Here is a 25,557-nt window from a genome sequence, read left to right as displayed (position 1 = left end):
CTAGTTAAAATAGCGCCTCAATTGAGGCGCTATTTTTGTTTTTAAAAATGTATAAAGCTTAAACTAATTGGCTGCGGCACTGTGGCGTGCTACTAAATTTGCGGTGATCTCTGAGAGGCTGAGATTTTGATCTTCTAGTAGCACCAAGAGGTGATAGATAAGATCTGAGGCTTCGTTAACCAACTCCTCTTTGTCATGGGTCGCAGCTGCTAAGGCAGTTTCTAAACCCTCTTCACCGACTTTTTGTGCGATACGTTTGGTGCCGCGCTCGAACAGCTGAGCCGTGTAGCTGCTCTTTGCATCTTGTCCCTTGCGGGATTTGATGAGTTTCGCCAAGTTGTCGATAAAGGGGTGGGCTTCACCATCGGGCCAGCAGCTTTCGCGTTCTAAGTGGCAAGTAGGGCCATTGGGGATAACCTGAACTAGTAAGCTGTCGTTATCGCAGTCGCTGTCGATGGCGACCAAGTCTAAGGTGTTGCCTGAAGTCTCGCCCTTAGTCCACAGGCGCTGCTTACTGCGACTGAAGAAGGTGACTTTACCGCTTGTTAGTGTTTGTGCCAGCGCGGCCTTGTCCATATAGCCTAACATCAGCACTTTACCACTGAGGTGATTTTGCACCACAGCGGGGATCAGACCCTGTTGTTTTTGCCAATCTAAACTGTCGAAATCTTCTAGGTTTTTCATCTTTAATCCTTGAATACGATAACGCCTATTACAGGCGCATCTGAATACCCTTGTCTTGTAGGTAACGTTTAAGCGCCTGAATGTCTATGATGCCTTTATGAAACACACTTGCCGCCAAGGCTGCATCGACCTTTGCCGCTGAAAACACATCATAAAAGTGTTCCATTGTGCCAGCTCCACCCGAGGCGATAAGCGGTACATCGCAGATGGCGCGCACTATGCTTAGCTGCTTGATGTCGTAGCCTTGGCGGACACCATCTTGATTCATCACATTAAGTACGATTTCACCACAGCCACGTTTTTGTACCTCTTCGACCCAGTCTTGGGTGTACCACTGTGTATCTTTGGTCGCCGCTTCATCACCGGTAAATTGTTTTACACGGTAACTATCACTATCAGCATCGTAGTAAGAGTCGATACCGATTACGATACATTGTCGGCCAAACTCATCCTGTAATCGGTCGATAAGACTGGGATCACTTAACGCTGGCGAGTTGATTGAGATTTTGTCGGCACCAAAAGCCAGCTTTTCTCGCGCCTGAGCGATAGTTTTAATACCACCGGCAACACAGAAGGGGATATCTATCTGCTCGGCAACGCGGCTGACCCAGCTTTTATCGACAACTCTGTCGTGGGCACTGGCGGTGATGTCGTAAAACACCAGCTCATCGGCACCCTCTTGAGCGTAACGTGCCGCCAAAGGTACTATGTCACCCACAATTTCATGGTTACGAAACTGTACGCCCTTAACCACTTTACCTTCGCGAACATCGAGACAGGGGACTATTCGTTTGGCCAGCATGTAATCGCCTCCGCAACGCTAAAGTTATCAATTAACAGGGCCTTACCGATAATAATACCCTTGGCGCCACTGTCACGTACTGCCACTACATCTTCTAAGCTGGCGATCCCACCAGAGGCTTGCCACTGAATATCGGGATATAGAGCAGCGATCTCTTGATATAGCTGAGTGTTACTGCCTTGCAAGGTGCCATCGCGGCTAATATCGGTAACTAGCGCATGTTTTAGCCCAAAAGGCTTGAATGATTCAACTAATGACTCGAGTGTTTTACCACCACCTGACTGCCAGCCCGATACTGCAACGATTTTCTCACCTTGCTCGTTGATATTGACATCTAAAGCTAAACAGATGGCTTCGCTGCCATATTTTTTAAACCAGCTTTGGACTAATTCAGGCTCTTTAACCGCTAGCGAACCAATAACCACTCGCTTAACGCCAATTTCCAGTAATTCTGAGAGTTGTGCTTCGCTGCGAATACCGCCGCCTACTTGAATATTGGCTTCGAGCCCATTAACCAGTTCGGTAATTAATCTGGTTTGACGTTGCTGTGGCTCTTTAGCGCCAGTTAAATCGACAATATGCAGCCATTTAGCTCCTTGAGCTTGATAGGATTGCAGTTGTGCCAAAGGACTTAAGGCGAATGTGGTTTGTTGATTGTAATCCCCTTGGAAGAGGCGAACGACTTGACCGTCGATAAGATCAATGGCTGGAATGATCATTGGTTAGCCTCCAAATTTTTTAGTGAAGAGGTTAGATTTTCGCGGGTCATCGTCATAAAGTTTTTCAAGATCTGCGCACCAATAGCGGCACTTTTTTCGGGGTGAAACTGTACGCCCATAAAGTTATCTTTGGCGATCGCGGCGCTAAATCCTTCTCCATATTCACTTTTGGCCAGAGTGTACTGGCTTAAGGGGGCACGATAACTATGAACAAAATAGACATAGCTTCCCGCTTCGATACCGTCAAAAAGGGGATGCGATGTTGGGGTGATCTGATTCCAGCCCATGTGAGGTAGAGGAAGTCCTTGACTGTCTAGCTCACTGATTTCGGTATCGATTAAGCCCAAACATGCACAAGTGCTGGTTTGAGCTTGATTACCTTGTTCGGTAGAAGAATTAGTCATCATCTGCATGCCGAGACAGACACCCAGCACAGGCTGAGTCAATGATTTAATGACATCGATGAGTTGCTTGGCTTTAAGCGATGGCATCGCCGCTTGAGCACTGCCAACACCGGGTAATACAACTCGAGTGGCGTGGGTGATTTTGTCTATATCATCACTCACTTCGACATCGGCACCAATGCGCTCGAACGCATAGCGCACCGAACTCAAATTGGCGCAACCCGTGTCTATGATCACCGTGGTGTCTTTATCTGTGTTTTTGTCACTACTCATAGCACACCTTTGCTTGAGGGAAGGGCATCCCCTTCAATTTTGACGGCTTGGCGCAGTGTTCTGCCAAGCACTTTAAACAAACTTTCTACTTTGTGGTGATCATTATCGCCGTCGGTACTCAGGTGCAAGGTGCAGCGTAGACCATCGGCAAACGAACGGAAGAAGTGTGGCACCATTTCGGTTGCCATTTCACCCACAGTCTCACGCTCAAACTGACCTTCAAACTTGATAAACGGGCGGCCTGAAAGGTCTAATAAACAACTCGCGCTGGCTTCATCCATGGGAATACTAAAACCAAAACGGGCGATGCCACGTTTGTCGCCTAAGGCCTGCCTAAGGGCATCACCAATGGCAAGTGCGGTATCTTCAACGCTGTGGTGATCATCAATTTCCAGATCGCCATCAACAGTAACATCCATCTTAAAGCTGCCATGTGTCGCAATTTGATCTAGCATGTGGTCGAAAAAGCCGATGCCAGTATTGATAATGCTTTTATCTTGGCTATCTAGATCGATACTGACGCGAATGTCGGTTTCTTTGGTGGTGCGCACCACAGACGCGGCACGGTTGCTACCGAGTAACTGTTTAGCAATGGTATCCCAGTTTAGGGTTTCACGATTGTATTGCAGACCTTGAATCCCCATAGCATCGGCAAGACCTAAGTCGGTTTCGCGATCGCCAATCACCGCTGAGGTGGTGAAATCGATTAAGCCTTTGGTCAAATAGTCTTTTACTAAACCTAACTTAGGCTTACGACAGCTACAGTTTTCATCATTAAAGTGAGGGCAGATCAACACATCGTCAAATTTAATTCCTTGACTGGTTAAGATCTGCATCATCATGTTTTGCGGCGCATCAAAATCATCTTTTGGAAAAGAGGGGGTGCCTAGACCATCTTGATTGCTCACCATGACCAAGCGGTAACCTGCCGTTTGTAGCTTCAATAGGGCGGGGATCACTTGGGGTTCAAATACCAATTTAGCCAGACTATCGACTTGCTTGTCGGTGATAGGTTCTTCGATGATGGTGCCATCTCTATCGATAAAAAGTATTTTCTGCTTCATTTGGTTCTACCTTCAATTCAAATCTTATGTCGCTACTTCAGCTTATAGCTGAGGAACAAAAATGGTTTATTGGTTGAAAAACACTATTGGCTCTTGATATCGATAAGTAGCTCGATGAGCGCATCTGTCTGTTCGTCGCTGGCAAAACTAAAGCGAATACTGCTAGCTAACACCGGGTCTTTATAAGCTCTCGCTACAACTCCTGATTTTTTAAGCCCTGCTTGCACCGTCGCTACATCATTAAAACTGGCTAAGATGAAATTGCCGTGAGCGGGTAATACTTCTGCGCCCATTCGCATTAAGGCTTCGGTTAATCTCAGCCCATTTTGTTTTAACTGACCCACCTGTTGTTTCATAGTGGCAATCCCAGATGAACTCAGTGCCTGACTAGCAAGCTCTGATACAGGTAAGGGCACAGGATAAGGCGCGATGACTCGCATTACCATGTCGATAATGGCTTGATTAGCTAGCATAAAGCCACAGCGAGCCCCTGCTAATGCGAAGGCTTTAGATAAGGTTCGTAACACCACTAAGTTATCATAGCGTTCTATCAGATTAGCCACGCTATAGCCGGGGCAAAATTCGATATAGGCCTCATCTACAACAACCAAACGATCTGGCAATTGCTCGATCACTTGTTCTATCACATCCGTTTCAATGACAGTACCCGTGGGGTTATTTGGATTACAAATAAACACTAACTTACTGTCGCCAACCTGAGACTTAATATCTGGGGGTAATTGATAGTCGCTGGTTAAACGCAGAGCATTAACCCCTACATTGAAGGTTTGTGCGCTGATGGCATACATCCCGTAAGTTGGGCCAAAACAGCTAATACTGTCAACGCCTGGGATACAGAAGGTGCGGATTAATAACTCAATGGCTTCATCGGCGCCACGACTGGTGATCACTTGATCGATTGTTACACCAGCATAATCGGCATAAGCCTTGATTAGTGTCGGAGGCTGACACTCTGGATAGCGATTAAGACCCGCTAGCTCACTATTATTAAAGGGGGATTCGTTAGCATTGATCCAAATTTGCCCCTCGCCACCAATACGTCGAGCCGATTGATATGGCTCTAAGGTCAATAATTCAGGGCGTGCAAGCCGCTTAGCAAGATTGAGATTTTGACTCATTTAAGCACCTTCAGAATTAGCAGAATCAGAGTTAGCAAAATTATCGATAGTGGCTAGACGAAGCGCCACAGCGTTTTTGTGCGCTTCAAGCTGCTCGGCGGCGGCTAACGTCATGACACTCTCGCCTAAACTCATTAAGCCTTGAGCCGAGAGTTCCTGTACCGTGAAGCGGCGGCTAAAATCGGCGAGAGATAGGCTGGAAACCGCGCGACTATATCCATAAGTTGGTAACACATGGTTAGTACCACTGGCGTAATCGCCGACAGATTCAGGGGTATAAGCGCCAAGAAAGACAGATCCCGCAGCACGAATCTGTGGCAACAGTTCACGAGGCGCTTGTGTTTGCACTATCAAGTGCTCTGGACCATAACGATTAGACACTTGTGCTGCTTGTGTCATGTTATTCACCAGCAATGTACGACTACAACTCAGCGCGGTAGTGGCAATATCGGCGCGGGGTAATAGCGCAAGTTGTTGTGCTAAGGCTGTATTTACCTTGTCAGCGAGCACTTGGCTGTCGGTGACTAACATCACCTGTGAGTCGGGGCCGTGTTCCGCCTGTGATAACAGATCGGCAGCCACAAAATCGGCATTTGCGGTGTCATCGGCGATCACTAAGACCTCAGATGGCCCCGCTGGCATATCGATGCACACCACGCAGCGACTGTCTTGAGACACTAAACGCTTGGCCTCGGTGACAAAACGATTACCGGGACCAAATATTTTATCCACAGCAGGGATTGATTCGGTACCGAGCGCGAGTGCCGCGATGGCTTGAGCGCCGCCTACCTGAAATATTTCGTTGATACCGCAAGCGTTAGCCGCATAAATAATGGCATCATCAATAGGCGGTGGACTTACCAAAACTCGCTGCTGACAACCGGCAATTTTTGCGGGTAGGGCAAGCATCATCACTGTGGAGATAAGCGGTGCACTGCCACCTGGGATATATAAACCCACTTTTTCAATGGCTTCACTGCGAAGCTCACAACGTATCCCAGGTTGTGTTTCCACATCAATCGGCTTGAATGCTTGCGCAGTGTGAAAGGCTTCTATGTTGGCCATGGCTTGGGCAATGGCTTGCTTAATTGTGTCATCGACACGTTCACATGCCGCAGCAATTTGCGTTGAACTTAGCGCTAGAGCATCGAGTGTGACACCATCAAAACGTTGAGAAAATGCTTTGAGGGCTTCGTCACCTTGCGCTGCCACGGTATCGATAATATTTTTAACGCTTTGCTCAAGCGCTTGGTCGCCAACTAGAGGCGAGCGTGATAATGCCTGCTTTTGCTCTGCTTGGCTTAACTTATCCCAGTTGAGCTGCTGCATCTGTACATTTGTTGTGCTATTGACTGTTGAGCTTGTCATAGTGTTAACCCATCATCTTCTCAATTGGCATCACCAGAATAGAACTGGCACCAAGTTTGGTGAGCTGCTCCATGGTATCCCAGAACAGATCTTCGGTACTGACGGCGTGGATTGCCACACGATTAGTATTGTCGTTAAGCGGCAATACCGTTGGGTTTTCTGCGCCCGGTAGCAAGGCAACAATTTGTTCTAAGGTGTCGGTTGGCGCGTGTAGCAAAATATATTTGCTTTCTTTGGCACGAACCACACCATTAATACGAGAAAGAATCTTATTGATCAGTGTCTGCTTAGCCGGTGTTTGTTCTTGGGTCGATTGAATTAGGCATGCCATAGAGCGATAGATCACCTCGGTTTCATATAAACCATTAGCTTCTAAGGTTGCACCGGTTGAAACCAGATCGCATATTCCATCAGCTAGTCCTGCTCGTGGCGCGACTTCTACTGAGCCTTTAAGCATACAATCGCGATAGTTTATTCCTTTTTGCTGCATAAAACGGCGTAACAGGTTAGGGTAAGAGGTTGCGATCCGTAGACCTTCCAATGAGCTTGCATCGAGATAATTAAATTCGGTTGGAACGGCTAATGATAAGCGGCAGCCGCCAAAATCAAGTTCTCTTAACTTGACACATTCAGCTGGTTTTCCAAGGGTTTGGCGCTCAATCTGTTCTTCTTCGAGGACATTTTCTCCAATGATCCCTAAATCAACCACACCGTCCATAACCAGGCCTGGAATATCATCATCGCGGACACGGAGTAAATCGATAGGCATGTTGTCAGAGTGGGCAATAAGACGTTGTTCGTTGATATTGAATTTAACCCCGCAGCTTTTTAATAGCTTTAGGGATTCCTTAGACAGGCGACCTGATTTCTGGATTGCAATTCTTAATCTGTTTGACTCTGACATAAGTGACTTCCTCTACATTGATTCAAAATTTATAAAATCTTTAAAAAACAGAATGTTGGTTTAAAAACTAAAAACCCCCGGAATTCCTTCCAGGGGTTTTGATATTCTTGAATCAACCGCCAGAAGGATATAAACCTCCGGCAGTAAGCGTCCGAAGGCTACCGCATATGATGATGACGATGGATAGTGTTCAAACGCTGTTTCATAATTCTTTACTCACAATATTGATATAAATTGGCGATATGTTCGCCTAAGTTGTAATCAAACTAATCAATATTGGATAGTTATGCAACCCTTAATTGTTAATTAAAGCTTAAAAAAATAAATTAAGGCGATTTATTCAATCATACCGTTAGCGAGGTCACATTCACTTGTGCTGAAGATATAAACACGGATAATGCCATCATCAGTTAAATAATAGACCTTGGATTGAGATTGACTAGCACCCGATTAACCCAAGAAGTGCAACGAGTCTTTGCCGATGACGGCCTTATCGCTCGAAGCGTCAATGGTTATAGTTGTCGCCCTCAGCAACACCAGATGGCCAGTGCAGTCAGTGAAGCACTGTGGTTTGGACAAAATTTGGTGGTTGAGGCGGGAACAGGTGTTGGTAAAACCTACGCCTATTTGATCCCTGCATTGCTCAGTGGCAAACAGATCATCGTCAGTACAGGCAGTAAAAACCTTCAAGAGCAGCTGTTTTATAAAGACCTACCAGCCTTGCTGGGCATGCTCGATATCAACAAAAAAGTGGCCTTACTCAAAGGTCGTAATAACTATTTGTGCCAGCGGAATATGGAGCGCCAGCTCAGTGGTGCAGAGGTGATGGACAGTCAAGTGCTTGACGACCTGCTGCGTATCAATCAATGGGCTGGCCAAACCGTGGATGGTGACATCGGTGGGCTCAATAGTGTGTCCGAGAACTCTGCAGCCTTACCATTAGTCGTCAGTTCGAAAGAGTCTTGTACAGGAAAGGCATGCGAACATTACGAGTCTTGCTTTACGCGTAAGGCTCGGCAAAAGGCGATGGATGCCAAAATTATAGTGGTTAATCATCATCTTTTTTTTGCCGATAGTGTGCTAAAAGAAACTGGCTTTGCCGAATTGCTGCCAGATCCCGATGGGGTTATTTTTGATGAAGCCCATCTATTACCTGATATTGCGGTGACCTATTTTGGTCAGCAGCTGAGTATCAAAAGCCTTCTTAACTTAATTGATAGCTTCGTACAGATCTATCGAGATGCCATGGCTGATTCGCCGCAAATTGCACAAATGAGTGCCCGTTGCAGCACTATGGTTGAGCAATGGCAGTCCCAAATGTTTGAAATTGAGCAAACAGATTGGCGCAATTTGCTGGGTAACAAACTCTTGATGCAAGTATCTTGGGCATTAATTGATGAGTTAACCGCCTTTAAAAACATGCTATTAGGCTATATCGGTCGCCATGCTGAATTCGATGATGCGGTTGAAAAGTTAATTGAGCTGCTGAGTAAACTACAGGTGTTTTTTCAATGTGATAACGGCAATAGCGCCTACAGTGTCGAATACGGATATCGTCATCTGATGCTACGAATAGCGCCGATAAATGTCGCTAAAGAATGTCAGGCCTTATTTCATAAAGACACCAGTTGGATTTTTACTTCTGCAACATTGCAAATCAATCGTGATGTCAGTTTGTTTACTCAAGCTTTGGGTCTGAAATCGGTCCATAGCTTGATTTTAGATAGTCCGTTTGACTATGGTCGCCAGGCACTATTTTGTGTGCCCAGACATTTGGCTAGTGTGGGTCATCAAGAAAATGCTACCAAGCAGTTAGTGGATGTTGCAGTGAAGGCGATTAATGCTGCCAAAGGACGAACTTTCATGTTGTTTACCAGCCATAGGATGCTTAATCAGGTCGCCAGTGCACTACAAAGCCGAGTGTCTTACCCGTTATTGGTACAGGGGCAAGCCGGTAAACAAACCTTGTTAAAAAAATATCGCCAATTGGGCAATGCGGTGTTACTCGGTACTGGCGCTTTTTGGGAGGGGGTTGATGTACGCGGTAAACTCCTTAGCTGCGTTATTATCGATAAACTGCCCTTTATTTCTCCCGATGACACCTTGTATAAGGCCAGAGCCGAAGGTATTAGTCGTTCGGGCAAAGATCCCTTTATGGATCTGTCGTTACCTCAGGCAGTAATAAGTCTTAATCAAGGTGTGGGACGTTTGATCCGCGATGAGAAAGACAGGGGCGTATTAATACTATGTGATAACCGTATTGTTAATCGCAGCTATGGACAGGCCTTTATCAATTCTTTGCCCCTGATGCAGCGCACCCGCGATCTTGACAAGGCACTGCAATTTCTTGAACAGATAGATTGATGATTTGCTGACTTTGATTGAACGACTATATTGGCAAAACAAAAGCGGAGCTAGCTCCGCTTTTTCACGTTAAATTTTTGAGCAGACATTAGGATTTAATGCAACTTCATTCGTGGGCGAACCACTCGCATCATTTTTTCAGCTAGCCATAGCGCGAGGGTCTTACTGATGCCGTGGATCGCTTTTTGATGCATACGGTAAAGGGAAATATACATAAAGCGCGCAATCTTACCCTCGACAAACATGCTCTCTTTGGTGAGGTTGCCCATGAGATTGCCTACCGTACTGTAACGAGATAGGTTCACCAATGAGCCATGATCCACATAAGTGTAATGGTTTAACGGCCGTTGGTTTAACTCGGCAAGAATATTAATTTCGACGCACTGCGCCATTTGATGTGCCGACTGAGCTCTTGGAGGGACAAAACTGCCATCGGGTTGCTCACAGGCGCAGCAATCGCCGATGACATAGACTGCATCATTATTGAGACTTTGTAGCGTGGGCTTTACCACAATTTGGTTAGCGCGATTAAGTGACAGTCCGTCAATCTGTTTGATGAACTCAGGTGCTTTAACTCCTGCGGCCCACAGTTTTAGATGTGCATCAATGAGCTCGCCTTCTGAGGTCAAAAAGCCTTGGGCTGTAGCCTGACTAATGCGGGTGTTTTGCCGAACTTCAACGCCCAATTTAATTAACTCTCTGGTGGCCGAATTAGCAATACGTTCAGGCAGTGCCGGTAAAATACGCGGACCTGCTTCAATTAAACTGATACTGAGTTTATCTGCAGTCATTTTACTTAAACCGTAAATTTTCAGTAGGGCGGTAACATGGTAAAGCTCTGCTGAAAGTTCTACACCCGTTGCGCCGCCACCAACAATGGCAATTTTAAGAGCGCCTAATTCATCGGATTGATGCACCCTAGTAAAGCTATCTAATAGTGCATCATGGAAACGATTGGCTTGCTGGTGTGAATCTAAGAAATAGCAATTCTCTTGAACACCTGGAGTGCCAAAGTCATTACTGACACTACCTACGGCCAAGATAAGCTTGTCATAATGCATTTTTCTGCTGGGAAGAAGTTCTTCACCCTGACTATTGACTATGGGGGCGAGGAATACTTCTTGGGTCTGTAGATCGACATTGTTGAGTTCGCCCAGCTGAAATTGATAGCCATGTTTAACCGCGTGAGCAGAATAAACGACGCCATCTAAGTCAGCATCGAGAGAGCCTGTTGCGACTTCATGCAGTAGGGGTTTCCAGATATGAGTACGATTTTTATCGATTAAGACGATCTCGGCGCGACCTTTCTTACCTAGTTTATGACCCAGTTGAGTCGCCAGACCTAGCCCTCCAGCACCACCACCGACAATGACAATCCTCATCTGCTCTGAACTCATACTGTGCTTCCTCATGATGATGGCCTAGGATATTGACCGTAAAAATTGCTTGATATGTTATCTTTTTTTGCTTAGCGATAGTATCGCAATTTGCCCATTTAAAAGGGAAATGTTGAGTCGTTTTTTTATTTGAAATAGTCACTTTCTTTCGAAAACAACAACGGGATTTTTAATGTAAAACTTGTGGCTTGCGCTATACCTGAGCAGTAATTAGGTTATAATCGGCACCATTATTATTGACTTTGTCATCGCTGTATTATCGAACTTTCGGGTTTGCCTTTGATGACATATTTCATTTACTTTGGTTACATTCATGCCTGATAAAACAGATACCGCTAAGCTTACCATCCTCGCGTTAGATACCTGCACCGAATCTTGTTCAGTGGCGTTAACTCATAATGGACAGGTTTATGCCGAGCAGGCGGATGCACCCAGAGAGCACAGTCAGCGCTTGTTACCTATGGTGCAGAATGTACTGAGTGCTGCAAATATTAGCCTTAAAGACGTCGCGCTAATCGCTTACGGTCGTGGACCTGGAAGCTTCACTGGTATTCGTATCTGTACTTCCATGACTCAAGGTTTGGCATTAGGGCAAGATTTACCGGTAGTGGGTATTTCCACTTTGCAGGCAATGGCTCAAGAAGCAATGGATAAACATGGTTCAACACAGGTGGTTGCCGCTATCGATGCTCGTATGGGGGAAGTGTATTGGGGTGAGTTTAAGTTGGTCGAGGGCATTGCTACACTGGTTGGCAATGAGCAAGTGTGCGCCCCAGAAGATGTCAGCCGGGCGCTGGATTATCAACAAACGGTTACTGCTTGCGGTACAGGTTTCGATACTTATCCTGCACTGGTTATCGACAATATGAGATTGTTGTCAGACGTTAAATTTCCGCAAGCCGAAGCCATGCTTGTGCTGGCTTCTCATGCTCACGCTAACGGAGAGTCGACCGATGTTGAAGGGCTTACACCTGTGTATCTAAGAGATACTGTGACTTGGAAAAAACTGCCTGGACGTGAATAAACTCTAAGTTCATCAGGTTTAGGCTACACTTACTCATTTAAGGTTTAATATCCTGCAGATTGTGACTTATGCATTTAGTTCAGATATTAAACAGAATAGTCATTTAACTCAGCTGCGCTAAGCTAGGCTCTAAAGGTGATTTGATGCAGATACATTCTGGTAGTTTACGTAGTGCGTTGACGCAAAATGCGATAAATATCAGCAATAATATTGCGCCAATTCAAGCAAAGCCTAAAGTGATACAGCTCAATGAGGCTGAGTTATTGTCGAACGCACATGATGACGCAGGTGATCAGAAGCAAGCTTATTCTGTACCGCTTACAGATGCCAAGACGTTACTGAATTTGGACCAATTGACCCAGTCATTAGATCGCAAGCTGGATTACGAACAATATATGCCAGCCAGCCAAGGCGCGATATCTGCTTATTTAACCAACCAATATGGACAACAACGTGATGCGATCTCTGCCATGGTAGGCATAGATATATATGCCTGATCTTCGTGCAAACCTCTAGTTCTTATGATTAATTTCTATGTCTATTTCCCCATCGTTTTTTCCTATGATTAAAAGTGATGATGCTAACTATATTAATCATGGAAAGTGTTGTTTATGAAGTCGACCGTAAACTCAACTTCTGTAATTCAGCCCGTCAATTCAATACCTAGTCGCAGTCAATTTATCATCGAACTGTTGATGGCGCTTATCTTAACGCGTATCCCTTACGTCAATGTTCCGTTTAATTGGTTAGAAAGCTATTTTCATGAACTATCCCATGCATTAGCCACTATGTTTACCGGAGGCATGGTTAGCCATATTCAGCTTTTCTCAGACGGTGCGGGTCTGTGTTTTAGTCAAGGTGGTTGGCCTATTTTGATTGGTTTTGCTGGCTATTTTGGCGCTGCCTTGTGGGGCGCATTGTTGTTTAATCTGGCGATTTGGCAGCGAGGGATCCGTTTTAGTTATGCCTTTATGGGCGCATGGGTGTTTATCACTTTGCTGCTGTGGGGGCGAGATATATTGACCATTGTTATTCTGACCGTGTTGGGGCTATTGTTTCTGTTGCCAATAAAGCTTAACCATAACCCTATTTTATCTATTGCGCTTCGCATCATTGCTTTAATGGTGATGCTCAATGCAATGGCGAGCCCTGCGGTGTTATTAGGGATCACTGGTCGAGGTGATGCGATCATGCTCGCGCAGCAAACCTGGTTACCCACTTGGTTCTGGGTGTTTGTTTGGGTAGCGACTAGCGGTGTTATGTTGTGGTTGTGCTGGCGAAGAGTCGATAGGGCAAAAGACAAATTTGGGTAATATTGTTGTTCTTTCGTGAGCTAGCCTGTTAATTTAAAGCTTTATCAGGGAGAAAGTTAATGAAAAAACTAACTATTATGGCCACGCTGTTATTACCTGCACTGTATAGCGCAGTAGGTATGGCTCAAGAAAAAATTAATCCTCAACTGGAAACGGCACTGAGCAATGAATTGCGAATGACAACCAATACCGAGCGAGATATTTACCGCCATCCAGGTCAGACTCTGGCTTTTTTTGATATTAAACCGACCGATACCGTTATTGAACTGTGGCCGGGTGGGCGTTGGTACGCAGAAATATTAGCGCCTTATTTGGCTAAAGAGGGCCATTATATTGCAGCAAATTTCGATGCTTATCCGCCAGAAGGAGTGCAGACTCCAGGTTATCGAATTCGCCTGGGTAAAGCCTTAGATGCATGGTTAGATGACAATCGAACAAGCTTGGGTAAGGCTTCTGCTTTTGCTTATGAACCACCGCGCTTGGCCTCTCTTGGCGAAGCGAACAGTGTCGATGCCGTGCTGACCTTCAGAAATTTGCATAATTGGGCAATGGCAGGTGAATTGGAGAATGTTTTCGATGCCGCTTATCAAGTGCTTAAACCCGGTGGTGTATTTGGTGTGGTAGAACATAGAGCTAAAGCCGGAATGGATATGAAGTCTGGCTATATGTTGCAAGATGAGATGGTGGCACTTGCAGAGAAAGCGGGCTTCAAGTTGGTGGCGAGTAGCGAAGTTAACGCCAACCCAAAAGATACCAAAGATTACGCTAAAGGCGTGTGGACGTTGCCGCCGAGTCTTGGTTTAGGCGATCAAGACAAAGATAAGTATCTTGCCATTGGTGAAAGTGATCGCATGACACTAAAATTTGTCAAAAAGTGATTTCCACTTTGGATTCGATAAGAGTCTCGAGTAGCAATAACGATGAGGTAGCGATAACGCTGCCTCATATTTGTTTAGGTGGGAGGTTATGGGGCTGTGACCATAAGCCCTTACTGCTGGCACTTCATGGTTGGTTAGATAATGCCAACAGTTTTCAGCCTTTATCGGCACATTTATCTGATTATCAGATACTTGCTATCGATTGGCCGGGACATGGTTATTCGCAACATCGTCCAGGTGCCTATCCGCTGCATTGGATTGATTATTTATATGATCTGCAAATGCTGATTGATTATATCAATAGGATTAAACCTATTCATGGCGTAATCGGGCATTCTCTTGGTGGTATCGTTGCCTCGGCGTACAGCGCCGCTTTTGGTGAAAAAGTGCCTCATTGGATCTTTATTGAAGCACCGAGCCCCTTATTTGAACTTCCCGGTAAGAGCCGTGAGCGACTTGTGCGTAGTTTTGCCGACCATCAGCGTCGTCATCAAAATAGTGAGCAGGGCAATAAGCCTGTTTCTTTGGAGGCCGCCATTAAGGCTAGGCATAAATTAACAGGGCTCGACACTCAATGGTGCCGGTTATTGATTGAGAGAAATCTGCAACAAAGCGAGGATAAATTTTATTGGCGAAGCGATCCTAGGTTAAAACTGGATTCGCCTATGCGATTAAACTTCGAACATATTCAAGGCTTAATGCGAGATCATCAAGCTAGAGTTTTATTGATCACTGCGGAAAATGGTTATCGAGGTGTCCCAGCAATTACCAAGCAAGTGTTGGATTGGTATCAAAACCTCTGCCACATTCAACTTGTTGGCGATCATCATCTACATATGGGAAATAGCGAACAGGTTGCCTCAGCCATAATTTGTTTTTTGGCAGAGATTAACCATGATTCACAATAATCTTAGCTAAGCGAAATTGCGCTAGGATTTTTACTCTAATTATGTGATGATGTGAAAATTAAAACGCCCGTATGATTTTTAGGCGCCAATGATAATAAAAAGAGTTAGTTTTAATTTCTAATTTAAGAAATGATGTGTGGGTCAATGATCTACAACTCACTCTACCTGTGATTTAGGAGAGCTAAGTGGAACAGCTTTGGACGAAAAATTTACCCGATGATGTGCCCGCTGTTATTGATGAAAAGCAATACAGTTCGCTAGTTGATTTATTTGAAAGTGCGGTCAGCAAATATCCCGATCAACCCGCTTTTATGAATATGGGGGCGACGTTAACTTATCGTAAGTTAGAGGAACGTAGCCGTGCATTTGCCGCTTATTTACAGAATGAGCTTAAGCTATCGAAGGGCGATCGCGTCGCCATCATGATGCCTAACTTATTGCAGTACCCCATTGCATTATTCGGTATTTTACGTGCTGGTATGGTCGTAGTGAATGTCAATCCTCTTTATACCCCACGAGAGTTAAAACATCAGCTTAATGATTCTGGCGCTAAAGCGATTGTTGTGGTGTCAAATTTTGCTAATACCTTAGAGCAAGTGGTTGATCAAACGCCTGTAGAAAGCGTTATTTTAACCGGACTTGGCGATTTGCTTAGTGGCCCTAAACGCACCTTAGTTAACTTTGTGGTGAAATACATTAAACGTATGGTACCTAAGTATCATTTGCCCCATGCGATTTCGATGCGTAAATCTTTATCTAAAGGGCGTCGTTTGCAATATGTTAAGCCTGTAATTCAAGGTGATGATATTGCCTTTTTGCAATATACCGGTGGCACAACTGGTGTCTCAAAAGGGGCTATGCTGACACACACCAATATTGTCAGTAATGTGCTTCAGGCCGATGCTTCTTATGCGCCGCTATTGAGTGAAGGTAAAGAGTTAGTGGTCACCGCATTGCCGCTGTATCATATTTTTGCCTTAACAGTGAACTGTTTACTGTTTATCCATAAGGGTTCAAATAACCTGCTGATCACTAATCCTCGCGATATTCCAGCATTTTTATCTGAACTGAAAAAGTATCCTTTTACGGTATTAACAGGGGTTAATACGCTATTTAATGCCTTGGTGAGTTCGCCTGAATTTAAAGAGCTTGATTTCAGCAAGCTTAAGCTTTCTATTGGTGGAGGTATGGCTGTGCAGCGCGCCGTTGCCGATAAATGGCAAGGGATCACTAAGAGCCGACTTCTTGAAGGTTACGGTTTAACGGAAGCATCCCCCTTAGTGACTTGCTGTCCTTATAATCTTGATGGCTACAATGGCTCTATCGGCTTCCCCGTTGCTAACACCGATATGCAGGTGCGCGACGATGATGGCAATATCTTAGCCCAAGGTGAAATAGGCGAGTTGTTTACTAAAGGGCCACAGGTAATGAAAGGTTATTGGCAACGGCCAGAAGAGACCGCGAAAGTCATCGATGAGCAAGGTTATTTAGCAACTGGTGATATTGGTTATATGGATGAACAGGGTTTCTTCTATATCGTCGATCGTAAAAAAGACATGATTTTGGTGTCAGGATTTAATGTTTTTCCTAATGAAATTGAAGAAGTTGTCGCCTTGCATCCTAAGGTGTTAGAAGTGGCTGCTGTGGGTGTACCTCATGAAGTCAGCGGTGAATTAGTTAAAGTGTTTGTGGTGCCACGAGATAAATCGTTAACCGAAGAGCAAATAATTAAGCACTGTCGTCAGCATTTGACAGGATATAAAATTCCTAAGCTGGTAGAATTTAGGGAAGAGTTACCTAAAACCAATGTCGGTAAGATTTTACGACGTGAGCTACGCGATGAAGCCAAGTCAGCGTAACTCCATTAGGTATCAACCATATTATGGTTAACTCAAAGCCGGCGCTAATGACGCCGGCTTTGTTTTGAGCCAAGCTCTTGTTAGGAGATAAGTTTGCTACCGTTTCAATATATTGATGATGATGCCAGCTTAGCTGAGTTGGTGGCGCAATACCGTCAAGCCAGTGTGTTAGTGTTAGATACAGAATTTGTGCGTACTCGTACCTATTATGCTCGTTTAGGTTTGATTCAAGTCTATGACGGTAAAACTTTAGCATTAATCGATCCGCTAGCTGTAACCAACCTAAAAGACTTTTGGGCATTATTGCAACGTGAAGACATGATCACTGTGCTTCATTCTTGCAGTGAAGATTTAGAAGTATTAGCTAAATATGGACAGTGCCAGCCTAAGTGTTTATTCGATAGTCAGATAGCTGCGTCATTGTGTGGCATGGGTCATGGTCTGGGCTATGCGAAGTTAGTCGAGCATTGTTTGAGTGTCATCCTTGATAAGGGGGAATCCCGCACCGATTGGCTTAAACGCCCATTAACTGATGCGCAATTGCATTATGCCGCTAACGATGTGGAATACCTCTATCAACTCTATCCACAATTAGTCGAGCAGTTAGAAGCATCGGGTCGCTTAGCCTGGCTCTATGAAGAAGGTGAGCGCATGACTCAAGGGCGCTTAGACTTACCTGAAGGTGAGACAGCCTACCTTAAAGTCAAAAACGGTTTTCAATTAAGCCCTAAACAGTTGGCTTATCTTAAAGTTTTAGCCCAATGGCGCTTAGAAAAAGCCATCGTCAAAGACCTTGCATTGGGCTTTGTCATTAAAGATCATGCCTTGATTGCACTGGCAAAGAAGCAACCTAAAACGGCTGCCGACATTTATAAAATGTCAGAGCTGACCGAACAGGAGAAGCGCATTCATGCTAAGGCCATTATTGCCGTAATGGCGAGCGCTGATTTGGAAAACCTGCCAGCAGCCATCGATGTTATCGCGTTAAAACCCGGTTATAAATCTGCTTTTAAAGCCATCAAGCATTGTTTGACCAGTATTGCTGAGCAGCATAATGTGCCGCTGGAGATGATTGGCTCAAAACGTCATATTCATGAGTTTTTAGAGTGGCGTTGGCAAGGACAGACCGGTGAGTTACCACTATTGCTAACAGGTTGGCGCGCAGCATTAGCAGAAACTCAGTTGAGTCAGTTAGAAATCTAATAAAAAGCCCTCAATCGAGGGCTTTTTTAGGCTTGTTAACTTGGGCTTAAAATTATTTCTCAGGCAAAGTTACATTAAGTTCAAGCACTGAAAGCTTGTCATCATTTTGATCTAATTGTACTGACACCTGATCGGTATCAATTTGTACATATTTACGGATCACATCGATGATCTCTTGCTTCATCGCCGGGAAATAGTCGGGAGCATCACGCTCGCCACGCTGATGGGCAACTATGATCTGCAAACGCTCTTTGGCGGTAACTGCAGTGCTCGGGGTTTTCTTGGTTTTAAAATAATCGAGTAAAGACATAATTAGCTACCAAATATCCTTTTCAGAAATCCTTTTTTCTCTTCGTTGACGAAACGCATTTCAACTTCTTCGCCAGTTAAACGTGCCACACTGTCGCTATAAGCCTTACCTGCATCACTCTCTTGATCGATGATCACTGGTATCCCCGAGTTCGATGCTTTTAGTACTGCTTGAGATTCAGGGATCACACCAAGCAGTGGAATAGCTAGAATTTCTTCAACATCGGCAACGCTAAGCATTTCACCTGTAGCAACGCGGGCAGGGGAGTAACGGGTTAATAGTAAGAACTCTTTAACCGGCTCTAATCCTTCTTCAGCGCGTTTAGATTTGCTTTGCAACATCCCCAAAATACGGTCAGAGTCACGAACTGAACTGACCTCAGGGTTAGTGGTGACAATGGCAATGTCGGCAAAATAGAGCGCCATCATGGCACCGGTTTCGATACCGGCGGGAGAGTCACAAACGATGTATTCAAATTCTTGGCTTAAATCGCTGAGCACTTTACCGACACCATCTTTAGTGAGGGCATCTTTATCACGGGTTTGTGATGCTGGCAGCACAAATAAATTTGGTGTGCGTTTGTCTTTGATTAGAGCTTGGTTCAAATTGGCTTCGCCGTTTATGACATTGACGAAGTCATAAACCACTCGGCGTTCACAGCCCATGATAAGATCAAGGTTTCGTAAGCCAATATCAAAATCAACTACTACGGTTTTATGTCCTTTTAATGCCAACCCAGTTGCGATAGCCGCACTAGAAGTGGTTTTTCCCACTCCGCCTTTACCTGAGGTGACAACAATAATTTGTGCCATGGTTAATTATGTCCTTTTCAATTTTCTATAGCGCTAGCGCTTCTACGGCAAGAGAGTCACCGTCAAGTTTAATACAACCGCTTTTAATTGAGGTATGAGCCTGAAGATTTTCCGTCAGCCAATATTGACCTGCAATTGATACGAGTTCGGCATCTAATGCCTGAGCGATAATGACAGCATTCTTATCGCCATTAGCACCCGCCATGGCTTTACCTCTAAGACTACCGTATATATGAATACTGCCATCTGCAATGACTTCAGCACCATTACCAACAGCACCTACGATGACGAGATCGCTGTTTTTAGCGTAAACCTGTTGTCCAGAACGGATATTCTGTTTGACGATTTTGGTGGCTTTTGGCATTTGAGGTTGGCTGGGACTCTGTTTACCTGACTTGATTAGTGCAAGTCCCAGTTCTTTTGCTTGATTGGCAATCGCACTTGGGGCACCTGTGATGCCGACAATGACTAATTCACGAGAAATCAGTAGTGTTTTTAGGCCGGCTAAATTGTATTGCGGATCCGTTATGGCACTGAGGTTAACCACCAAAGGAGCACCGATGAAAAATTGTGGTGCTATGGCTAATTTACCATCTAATTCAAGCGCAACTTTATCAAGATCGGCATGATTAATATGCAGTACTGACAGTGTAAAAGAGGAGCCTTTTAATTCGAGGCTAGGTTTTTGCATTCCTAAATTTGCTCTTTATAAAAACCAGCCGAAACTGGTTAGATATTATTATAATCCTAGTCCTCATGGTATAGTGTGCCGTATTTGCTGGCAAGTTGAATAGACTGGAAATTTCATAGAATATGATTTGTGCTGTATATAAGAGTCGCTTAAAAGTTGACTGCTATCTGTTTATTGAAAAACGTAATGAATTCGAGCGTGTACCAGAAGCCTTAATGAAGATGTTTGGCGTACCTGAATTGGTCATGATACTGCCATTAGATAAACGTCAACACTTAGGTATTGCAGATATCAATAAAGTAAAAGTTGAACTGCAAGAGAAGGGATATTATCTTCAATTACCCCCACCGCCAGTTAACATGCTGGATGAATATAAAAAAGAGATAGGTTATAGTCGAGATTAATCATTTATAGGGAAAGTGTATGTTTTTTAAGAAAGCTTTGCTTGGTAATTTACTATTAAGTGGCCTTTTATCTGTCCATTTAGCCCAAGCAAACTCAAGCGACATCAGTTTTTCACAATACCTTGATAGCTTAAAAGAACAAGCACAAAGAGAAGGGATTTCTCAAGATACTACCGACAGTTTATTTCTTAACATCAAGCTTTTTAAGAAAGCTTTGGTTAGTCAACAAGACCAATCACCGCCGCAGACCTTAGAAGATTATTATCCCAGCCTGGTCCCTGAAACCTTAGTTAATCAATCACGAGATCTGTATGCTGAACATTCGATTAAGTTCGAGAAACTAGGTAAGCAATATGGTGTGCAACCGCGTTTTGTTATCGCCCTGTGGGGCTTAGCTTCTTCATTGGGTAAAGATGTTGGTGATTATCCATTACTGACAGTGATGGCATCAAATGCCTATCGTGATGATCAAACTCACTCGCGCGAGGAGTTTATTGCGGCAGTTAAAGTTTTTGAAAAGCGTAAACTCAATTTTGATGATTTAAAGAGTAATTGGTCGGGGAAAATTGGCTATCCTCATTTCTCGGTGGGAGAATATGACAAGTATGCCATTGATGGTGATGGCGATGGCCAGATTGATATCTGGCATAACCTCTCAGATGCTTTTGCATCAACGGCCAATTTTTTAAAGCAGTCGGGTTGGAACGATCAAGTGACGTGGGGTCGCCAAGTCCAAGTACCTAAAAACATCGATGTTGCCTCGAGTGGATTAGCGATCAAGAAGAGTTTTGACCAGTGGCAATCGCTTGGAGTAAGACGTTTTAATGGTAATGACTTACCAAACCGAAGTGACATGAAAGCTTCTTTGATTATGCCTGATGGCATTCTTGGTCGAAAATATTTGGTGTATGACAACTATCGAACCCTCGTAAAGTGGAACGACTCTCCCTATTATGCCCTTTCTTTGACCTATCTGTCGGAACGCATCAAGTATCCAGCAATTAATTAGTGTAAAATGGCCTCTGTTTATTAAGTTGTAGATAGAATCGAATGGCGTTTTGGAAAGAGAAGAGCTTAGCTCAGTTAACTGCCCATGAGTGGGAACAGCTTTGTGATGGCTGTGGTAAATGTTGTCTTAATAAGATAATCGATGACGATACCGATGAACTTTATTACACCAACGTAGCGTGTAAATTGCTCGACGACCAAGATTGCCAATGTGTTCATTATCAACAGCGTTTTAACTTTGTGCCTAGCTGCACCAAAGTCACTATACACAATATTGCCGAATTAACTTGGCTTCCCGATAGTTGTGCCTATCGCCGTTTATATCTCGGTCGTGATTTGCCCAGTTGGCATCCATTACTCACCGGCAGTAAGCAAGCGATGCACGATCTTGGTATCTCTATCCGCCAAAAAGTGATTAATGAAACTAAGGTGAAATACCTTGAGGATCATATTGTCATGTGGCCGTTAAAAGATTGCGAATAAAAAACGCCCGAAAGGGCGTTTTTTATGGCTTTGATTTGATGGCACTAGATTGTTTCTATCTTTGATACCACTCAAAGTAAATTAGTGATCAGCCCGTTTGTAACAGAAAAGGACGCAGTAAAAATTGTTGAAAACAAGGCGTAAATTACAGTCACTAGTTATTCTAATTACAAAATTTACAACACGGTTATCGGCGATTTTAACTAGCAAAAATGATCAATAAATTACTGCGATTTGTATGATACTTCTATTTAGCTTTATGGTTTGCCTTTAATGCTGGGACAATGAAAATCACTAGGGCAATGAGATAAACACTAAAGCCAACGATCATCCATTGTGCCATGGTAATGCCAAGGGCTTGCCAAGGAGTATCGGTACACATTCCCGTAGGCATAAATATAGACGGTAGCCATTCATGTAAAGGCATCCAACTTGGAAACTCTGGTAAAAACGAGCAAGTCGAAAACGGGTTTGAATTAGTTTGAATCTCTACTAATTCTTGAGCCAATTTGAATCCCCAACCTGCGCTCACTGCCCATACGGTAACTCCTATGAGTCGAACTAAGCGATATTGACAACCTATTATTCCGACGAGGCCTGCGAGCATGATGCCCAATACGGCAACACGTATATAAATACACATAACACAAGGATCGAGTTTCATCACATATTGAAAGAATAGTGCGCTTAGTTCGAGGCCTAAGGCACTTATAAATAAAACGATCCATGCTTTACGCGATTGTGCAAATGAGGTTAGCAGGCTCACAAATTACTCCTATTTAATAGCCATCCAATAAAAAACGCCTCTGTTCACGAGAGGCGTTTTTAAGACTTTACGAAACTAGCTTAGTTCAGTCAATCAACAAATTAATGAGCGCCAATAACACCTTTAGCTGCTTCTGCGGCAGAATGATGAATTAACAGATGTGAGTCATAAAAATATTGTGTCATATCGGATAGATATCCTGTTTCAATCGCCAATACACCGACAATTGACAACACAATAGTGTAGGGCAGTGCCATCCATACCATACGTCCATAAGAGAGACGAATTAGCGGAGCAATGGCTGAGGTCAATAAGAACAGGAAGGCTGCTTGACCGTTAGGTGTTGCAACCGATGGTAAGTTAGTCCCAGTGTTAATCGCCACTGCAAGTAAGTCGAATTGATCGCGGGTGATTTGGCCATCCAATAGGGCAGCTTTAACCTCATTGATATAAACAGTACCCACAAACACATTATCACTGACCATAGACAGCAGGCCGTTAGCGATGTAGAAGATCACTAATTGAGTATTCCCCTGATAACTTAATGCCCAGTGAATAACTGGGGCAAACAGTTGTTGGTCGATAATCACTGCCACTACCGCAAAGAATACTGCCAGTAACGCAGTGAATGGCAATGCCTCTTCAAATGCTTTACCCAATTGGTGTTCGTTGGTCACGCCATTAAATGCGGTGGTAAAGATGATTACCGATAACCCAATTAGTCCCACGGAGGCAAGGTGTAAAGCTAAACCTGCGATTAACCAAACACCGACAAAGGCTTGAATAACTAATTTAATTTTGTCGTGATTGGTGCGGTGTGCATCTTCATGGGTCGAATAGTCGACTAAGATTTTATGTACCGCGTCGGGAAGCTGTTGACCGTAACCGAAAATAGCAAACTTCTCGACAAGAAAACAGGTGGCAATACCGGCAAAAAATACAGGTACAGTTACTGGACTCATGCGGATAGCGAACTCTCCAAATTGCCAGTTAGCCTGAGCCGCAATGATGAGGTTTTGTGGCTCACCCACCATAGTACATACGCCACCCAGTGCAGTACCAATACCGGCATGCATTAACAGGTTTCGTAAGAATCCACGAAAGGCTTCTAATTCATCTTGGCATAATGAGTGGCCTTCACCATGATGATCTGAGGTGTGATCATGATCATCTGAAAAGGTTTTACCTGATGCAACCTTATGATAAATAGAGTAAAAGCCTACAGCGACTGCAATGATAACTGCGATAACAGTTAAGGCATCAAGGAAAGCTGATAGGAAGGCCGATGCAATACAGAACATCAAAGAGACCACGATTTTTGAGCGGATCTTAGTGATCATTTTAGTAAATACAAACAGCAGCAGCTGCTTCATGAAGTAGATCCCTGCGACCATAAAGATCAACAGCAATAACACTTCAAGATTGGCCTCTATCTCATGTAGTACCTGACTAGGTGAGGTCATACCTATGATGACCGCTTCTATGGCAAGTAAGCCGCCCGGTTGGAGGGGGTAGCATTTGAGTGCCATTGCTAATGTGAAGATAAATTCAACAACAAGCAACCATCCAGCAACGAATGGATTGATATAAAAAATAATGGGGTTGATCACTAGAAACAATAATATTGCGATTTTGAACCACTTAGGTGAATTTCCTAAGAAGTTATCAATAAACGCCTGACTCATGGTCACAGGCATGGCACCCTCTCAATTTGTATAATAATTTTTACTAGAAAGTTAAAACGATCTTTAAGGTCGGCTTCAGTTTAGCTTAATGGAATGTATAAATTAATACCTTTGTTAAGCTAACGTCTTAAAACTGTCGACTGAATCAATATGTATCTCACGGGGTTATGATTGATAGCTCATTTTCGGCATAATTGAGAGCAGAGTCATCCATCTTGAACAGTAATATCACAGATTAGGTTTCCATTTTTCCCTGCTCTGGTATGATCAGTTACTATATAACTCTAATTAATTTGGAAAAGTGGCCTGATGACGACTGTCCCCCAAGCACCTGTAACGCCGAAAGACAAAGATATTATTGAAGCGAAAGGTCCTGCCAGCTTTGCCGAGAAGTACATTGTACGTTCTATTTGGGAAGGCAAATTCCCTCCAGGTTCTATTCTACCCGCCGAACGTGAGTTGTCTGAGTTGATTGGCGTCACTCGTACCACATTAAGAGAAGTGTTACAGCGTTTAGCCCGTGATGGCTGGCTAACCATTCAACATGGTAAGCCGACTCGCGTAAATGATATCTGGGAAACTTCTGGACTGAATGTGTTAGAAACCATCGCCGACTTAAACCCCGCTGGGGAGCCGGTGTTATTAGAGCAACTATTATCGGCTCGCACTAATATCAGCGCTATCTACTTTAAAGGTGCAGTGCGTTACAACCCCGAAAAAGTGATTGAGGCGTTAGCACCATTAGCGACCTTGGAAGATGATGCTAAAGCTTATATCGACTTTGATTACCAATTACATCACACCTTGGCTTATCATTCGGGTAATCCATTGTACGTATTGATTTTAAATGGGTTTAAAGGTTTATATAGCCGTGTGGGGCAGGAATATTTCTCAATAGAAAAAGCCCGTGAATTGGCATTAGACTTTTATCAAGCTTTAGAAGCATTAGCTAAAAACCATAACCATAATGACGTGCCAGTTTTGATGCGTAGCTATGGTATTAACAGCGGTAAGGTGTGGCAGCGTCATAAAAATGATCTACTGACTAATGCTGAGCACGCTTAGCGATTAGCTTTATTACTGCAAAACCGCTCT

General features: G+C 44.0%; 26 protein-coding genes. 12 read left to right on the top strand and 14 right to left on the bottom strand.

Features of this window, described 5'->3' with window-relative positions:
• Positions 1–63 precede the first annotated feature (63 nt).
• The 8 genes from hisIE to hisG all read right to left on the bottom strand — a co-directional run bounded on the left by hisIE (position 64) and on the right by hisG (position 7,357).
• Positions 64–684, bottom strand: coding sequence for a bifunctional phosphoribosyl-AMP cyclohydrolase/phosphoribosyl-ATP diphosphatase HisIE (gene hisIE / locus L1D21_RS07790; protein WP_239844670.1), 621 nt, complete (start codon positions 682–684; stop codon positions 64–66).
• Between the two features lie 28 nt (positions 685–712).
• On the bottom strand, positions 713–1,486 hold the full coding sequence (gene hisF, locus L1D21_RS07785; RefSeq protein WP_239844669.1) for an imidazole glycerol phosphate synthase subunit HisF: 774 nt from the start codon (positions 1,484–1,486) through the stop codon (positions 713–715).
• Positions 1,468–2,205, bottom strand: coding sequence for a 1-(5-phosphoribosyl)-5-[(5-phosphoribosylamino)methylideneamino]imidazole-4-carboxamide isomerase (gene hisA, locus L1D21_RS07780; protein WP_239844668.1), 738 nt, complete (start codon positions 2,203–2,205; stop codon positions 1,468–1,470). Before hisA ends, hisF begins: the two co-directional genes overlap by 19 nt.
• Entirely contained in the window at positions 2,202–2,882 is a 681-nt protein-coding gene (hisH, locus tag L1D21_RS07775; RefSeq protein WP_239844667.1) for an imidazole glycerol phosphate synthase subunit HisH, read from the bottom strand. The genes hisA and hisH overlap by 4 nt, the downstream gene beginning before the upstream one ends.
• A complete protein-coding gene (hisB, locus tag L1D21_RS07770; RefSeq protein ID WP_239844666.1) occupies positions 2,879–3,946 on the bottom strand; it encodes a bifunctional histidinol-phosphatase/imidazoleglycerol-phosphate dehydratase HisB in 1,068 nt (355 codons plus the stop codon). The genes hisH and hisB overlap by 4 nt, the downstream gene beginning before the upstream one ends.
• Before the next feature lie 83 nt (positions 3,947–4,029).
• Positions 4,030–5,085 carry a histidinol-phosphate transaminase gene (gene hisC, locus L1D21_RS07765; RefSeq protein WP_239844665.1) on the bottom strand — a complete coding sequence of 352 codons (1,056 nt, stop codon included), beginning with the start codon at positions 5,083–5,085 and terminating at the stop codon, positions 4,030–4,032.
• On the bottom strand, positions 5,086–6,414 hold the full coding sequence (gene hisD / locus L1D21_RS07760) for a histidinol dehydrogenase (RefSeq protein WP_239844938.1): 1,329 nt from the start codon (positions 6,412–6,414) through the stop codon (positions 5,086–5,088). It lies immediately after the preceding gene.
• Positions 6,415–6,457: 43 nt separating this feature from the next.
• Complete coding sequence (hisG, locus tag L1D21_RS07755; protein WP_239844664.1) at positions 6,458–7,357, bottom strand: ATP phosphoribosyltransferase; 900 nt, start codon at positions 7,355–7,357, stop codon at positions 6,458–6,460.
• 435 nt (positions 7,358–7,792) lie between these two features.
• Here hisG and L1D21_RS07750 point away from each other — a divergent pair, with 435 nt between their 5' ends.
• A complete protein-coding gene (locus tag L1D21_RS07750; protein WP_239844663.1) occupies positions 7,793–9,721 on the top strand; it encodes an ATP-dependent DNA helicase in 1,929 nt (642 codons plus the stop codon).
• 95 nt (positions 9,722–9,816) lie between these two features.
• Here the strand turns inward: L1D21_RS07750 and L1D21_RS07745 are convergent, their stop codons facing one another.
• Entirely contained in the window at positions 9,817–11,118 is a 1,302-nt protein-coding gene (locus L1D21_RS07745; protein ID WP_239844662.1) for an NAD(P)/FAD-dependent oxidoreductase, read from the bottom strand.
• A 313-nt stretch (positions 11,119–11,431) separates the two neighbouring features.
• On the opposite strand from L1D21_RS07745, the gene tsaB reads away from it, so the two are divergent.
• From tsaB to rnd, 7 genes are all read left to right on the top strand, one after another.
• Positions 11,432–12,142: a tRNA (adenosine(37)-N6)-threonylcarbamoyltransferase complex dimerization subunit type 1 TsaB gene (gene tsaB / locus L1D21_RS07740; protein ID WP_239844661.1), complete on the top strand. Its 711-nt coding sequence runs from the start codon at positions 11,432–11,434 to the stop codon at positions 12,140–12,142.
• Between the two features lie 143 nt (positions 12,143–12,285).
• Positions 12,286–12,639: a hypothetical protein gene (locus tag L1D21_RS07735; RefSeq protein ID WP_239844660.1), complete on the top strand. Its 354-nt coding sequence runs from the start codon at positions 12,286–12,288 to the stop codon at positions 12,637–12,639.
• A 114-nt stretch (positions 12,640–12,753) separates the two neighbouring features.
• Entirely contained in the window at positions 12,754–13,455 is a 702-nt protein-coding gene (locus tag L1D21_RS07730; RefSeq protein WP_239844659.1) for a M50 family metallopeptidase, read from the top strand.
• 59 nt (positions 13,456–13,514) lie between these two features.
• Entirely contained in the window at positions 13,515–14,333 is an 819-nt protein-coding gene (locus tag L1D21_RS07725; protein WP_239844658.1) for a methyltransferase, read from the top strand.
• An 8-nt stretch (positions 14,334–14,341) separates the two neighbouring features.
• A complete protein-coding gene (locus L1D21_RS07720; protein WP_275658936.1) occupies positions 14,342–15,241 on the top strand; it encodes an alpha/beta hydrolase in 900 nt (299 codons plus the stop codon).
• A gap of 185 nt (positions 15,242–15,426) precedes the next feature.
• Positions 15,427–17,100 (top strand): long-chain-fatty-acid--CoA ligase FadD, encoded by a 1,674-nt coding sequence (gene fadD, locus L1D21_RS07715; protein WP_239844657.1) that lies wholly within the window; start codon positions 15,427–15,429, stop codon positions 17,098–17,100.
• Between the two features lie 93 nt (positions 17,101–17,193).
• Positions 17,194–18,303 carry a ribonuclease D gene (gene rnd / locus L1D21_RS07710; protein WP_239844656.1) on the top strand — a complete coding sequence of 370 codons (1,110 nt, stop codon included), beginning with the start codon at positions 17,194–17,196 and terminating at the stop codon, positions 18,301–18,303.
• Positions 18,304–18,355: 52 nt separating this feature from the next.
• Here the strand turns inward: rnd and minE are convergent, their stop codons facing one another.
• From minE to minC, 3 genes are read right to left on the bottom strand one after another with little or no spacing between them, the layout of a single operon-like run.
• Positions 18,356–18,613, bottom strand: a complete 258-nt coding sequence (gene minE, locus L1D21_RS07705) for a cell division topological specificity factor MinE (protein ID WP_239844655.1) — start codon at positions 18,611–18,613, stop codon at positions 18,356–18,358.
• Between the two features lie 2 nt (positions 18,614–18,615).
• Positions 18,616–19,425, bottom strand: coding sequence for a septum site-determining protein MinD (minD, locus tag L1D21_RS07700; RefSeq protein ID WP_239844654.1), 810 nt, complete (start codon positions 19,423–19,425; stop codon positions 18,616–18,618).
• A gap of 25 nt (positions 19,426–19,450) precedes the next feature.
• Positions 19,451–20,116 (bottom strand): septum site-determining protein MinC, encoded by a 666-nt coding sequence (gene minC / locus L1D21_RS07695; protein WP_239844653.1) that lies wholly within the window; start codon positions 20,114–20,116, stop codon positions 19,451–19,453.
• Between the two features lie 122 nt (positions 20,117–20,238).
• Here minC and L1D21_RS07690 point away from each other — a divergent pair, with 122 nt between their 5' ends.
• From L1D21_RS07690 to L1D21_RS07680, 3 genes are read left to right on the top strand one after another with little or no spacing between them, the layout of a single operon-like run.
• On the top strand, positions 20,239–20,520 hold the full coding sequence (locus L1D21_RS07690) for a YcgL domain-containing protein (RefSeq protein WP_239844652.1): 282 nt from the start codon (positions 20,239–20,241) through the stop codon (positions 20,518–20,520).
• 19 nt (positions 20,521–20,539) lie between these two features.
• Positions 20,540–21,529 carry a lytic murein transglycosylase gene (locus L1D21_RS07685; RefSeq protein WP_239844651.1) on the top strand — a complete coding sequence of 330 codons (990 nt, stop codon included), beginning with the start codon at positions 20,540–20,542 and terminating at the stop codon, positions 21,527–21,529.
• A gap of 41 nt (positions 21,530–21,570) precedes the next feature.
• Entirely contained in the window at positions 21,571–22,011 is a 441-nt protein-coding gene (locus tag L1D21_RS07680) for a YcgN family cysteine cluster protein (protein ID WP_239844650.1), read from the top strand.
• Between the two features lie 247 nt (positions 22,012–22,258).
• Here the strand turns inward: L1D21_RS07680 and dsbB are convergent, their stop codons facing one another.
• Together dsbB and nhaB are read right to left on the bottom strand one after the other, a co-directional pair.
• Entirely contained in the window at positions 22,259–22,777 is a 519-nt protein-coding gene (gene dsbB / locus L1D21_RS07675; protein ID WP_239844649.1) for a disulfide bond formation protein DsbB, read from the bottom strand.
• 101 nt (positions 22,778–22,878) lie between these two features.
• On the bottom strand, positions 22,879–24,474 hold the full coding sequence (gene nhaB / locus L1D21_RS07670) for a sodium/proton antiporter NhaB (protein WP_239844648.1): 1,596 nt from the start codon (positions 24,472–24,474) through the stop codon (positions 22,879–22,881).
• 297 nt (positions 24,475–24,771) lie between these two features.
• Between nhaB and fadR the strand changes: the two genes are divergently transcribed.
• Positions 24,772–25,527 carry a fatty acid metabolism transcriptional regulator FadR gene (gene fadR / locus L1D21_RS07665; protein ID WP_239844647.1) on the top strand — a complete coding sequence of 252 codons (756 nt, stop codon included), beginning with the start codon at positions 24,772–24,774 and terminating at the stop codon, positions 25,525–25,527.
• The last annotated feature ends 30 nt before the right edge of the window (positions 25,528–25,557 follow it).

This window comes from Shewanella sp. Isolate11, from assembly GCF_022398315.1.
Lineage (GTDB): Bacteria > Pseudomonadota > Gammaproteobacteria > Enterobacterales > Shewanellaceae > Shewanella.
The sequence above is the reverse complement of the archived record's forward strand: the minus strand, read 5'-3'. Positions and strand labels throughout refer to the sequence as shown.

What these genes read in the sequence shown, in the direction of transcription:
- hisG (WP_239844664.1), bottom strand. Translation starts at nt 7,357, where the DNA reads ATGTCAGAGTCAAACAGATTAAGAATTGCAATCCAGAAATCAGGTCGC.
- tsaB (WP_239844661.1), top strand. Translation starts at nt 11,432, where the DNA reads ATGCCTGATAAAACAGATACCGCTAAGCTTACCATCCTCGCGTTAGAT.
- L1D21_RS07730 (WP_239844659.1), top strand. Translation starts at nt 12,754, where the DNA reads ATGAAGTCGACCGTAAACTCAACTTCTGTAATTCAGCCCGTCAATTCA.
- hisF (WP_239844669.1), bottom strand. Translation starts at nt 1,486, where the DNA reads ATGCTGGCCAAACGAATAGTCCCCTGTCTCGATGTTCGCGAAGGTAAA.
- minD (WP_239844654.1), bottom strand. Translation starts at nt 19,425, where the DNA reads ATGGCACAAATTATTGTTGTCACCTCAGGTAAAGGCGGAGTGGGAAAA.
- minE (WP_239844655.1), bottom strand. Translation starts at nt 18,613, where the DNA reads ATGTCTTTACTCGATTATTTTAAAACCAAGAAAACCCCGAGCACTGCA.
- L1D21_RS07685 (WP_239844651.1), top strand. Translation starts at nt 20,540, where the DNA reads ATGTTTTTTAAGAAAGCTTTGCTTGGTAATTTACTATTAAGTGGCCTT.
- hisH (WP_239844667.1), bottom strand. Translation starts at nt 2,882, where the DNA reads ATGAGTAGTGACAAAAACACAGATAAAGACACCACGGTGATCATAGAC.
- hisC (WP_239844665.1), bottom strand. Translation starts at nt 5,085, where the DNA reads ATGAGTCAAAATCTCAATCTTGCTAAGCGGCTTGCACGCCCTGAATTA.
- L1D21_RS07680 (WP_239844650.1), top strand. Translation starts at nt 21,571, where the DNA reads ATGGCGTTTTGGAAAGAGAAGAGCTTAGCTCAGTTAACTGCCCATGAG.
- hisD (WP_239844938.1), bottom strand. Translation starts at nt 6,414, where the DNA reads ATGCAGCAGCTCAACTGGGATAAGTTAAGCCAAGCAGAGCAAAAGCAG.
- L1D21_RS07745 (WP_239844662.1), bottom strand. Translation starts at nt 11,118, where the DNA reads ATGAGTTCAGAGCAGATGAGGATTGTCATTGTCGGTGGTGGTGCTGGA.
- nhaB (WP_239844648.1), bottom strand. Translation starts at nt 24,474, where the DNA reads ATGCCTGTGACCATGAGTCAGGCGTTTATTGATAACTTCTTAGGAAAT.
- minC (WP_239844653.1), bottom strand. Translation starts at nt 20,116, where the DNA reads ATGCAAAAACCTAGCCTCGAATTAAAAGGCTCCTCTTTTACACTGTCA.
- hisA (WP_239844668.1), bottom strand. Translation starts at nt 2,205, where the DNA reads ATGATCATTCCAGCCATTGATCTTATCGACGGTCAAGTCGTTCGCCTC.
- L1D21_RS07725 (WP_239844658.1), top strand. Translation starts at nt 13,515, where the DNA reads ATGAAAAAACTAACTATTATGGCCACGCTGTTATTACCTGCACTGTAT.
- hisB (WP_239844666.1), bottom strand. Translation starts at nt 3,946, where the DNA reads ATGAAGCAGAAAATACTTTTTATCGATAGAGATGGCACCATCATCGAA.
- L1D21_RS07735 (WP_239844660.1), top strand. Translation starts at nt 12,286, where the DNA reads ATGCAGATACATTCTGGTAGTTTACGTAGTGCGTTGACGCAAAATGCG.
- L1D21_RS07690 (WP_239844652.1), top strand. Translation starts at nt 20,239, where the DNA reads ATGATTTGTGCTGTATATAAGAGTCGCTTAAAAGTTGACTGCTATCTG.
- hisIE (WP_239844670.1), bottom strand. Translation starts at nt 684, where the DNA reads ATGAAAAACCTAGAAGATTTCGACAGTTTAGATTGGCAAAAACAACAG.
- fadR (WP_239844647.1), top strand. Translation starts at nt 24,772, where the DNA reads ATGACGACTGTCCCCCAAGCACCTGTAACGCCGAAAGACAAAGATATT.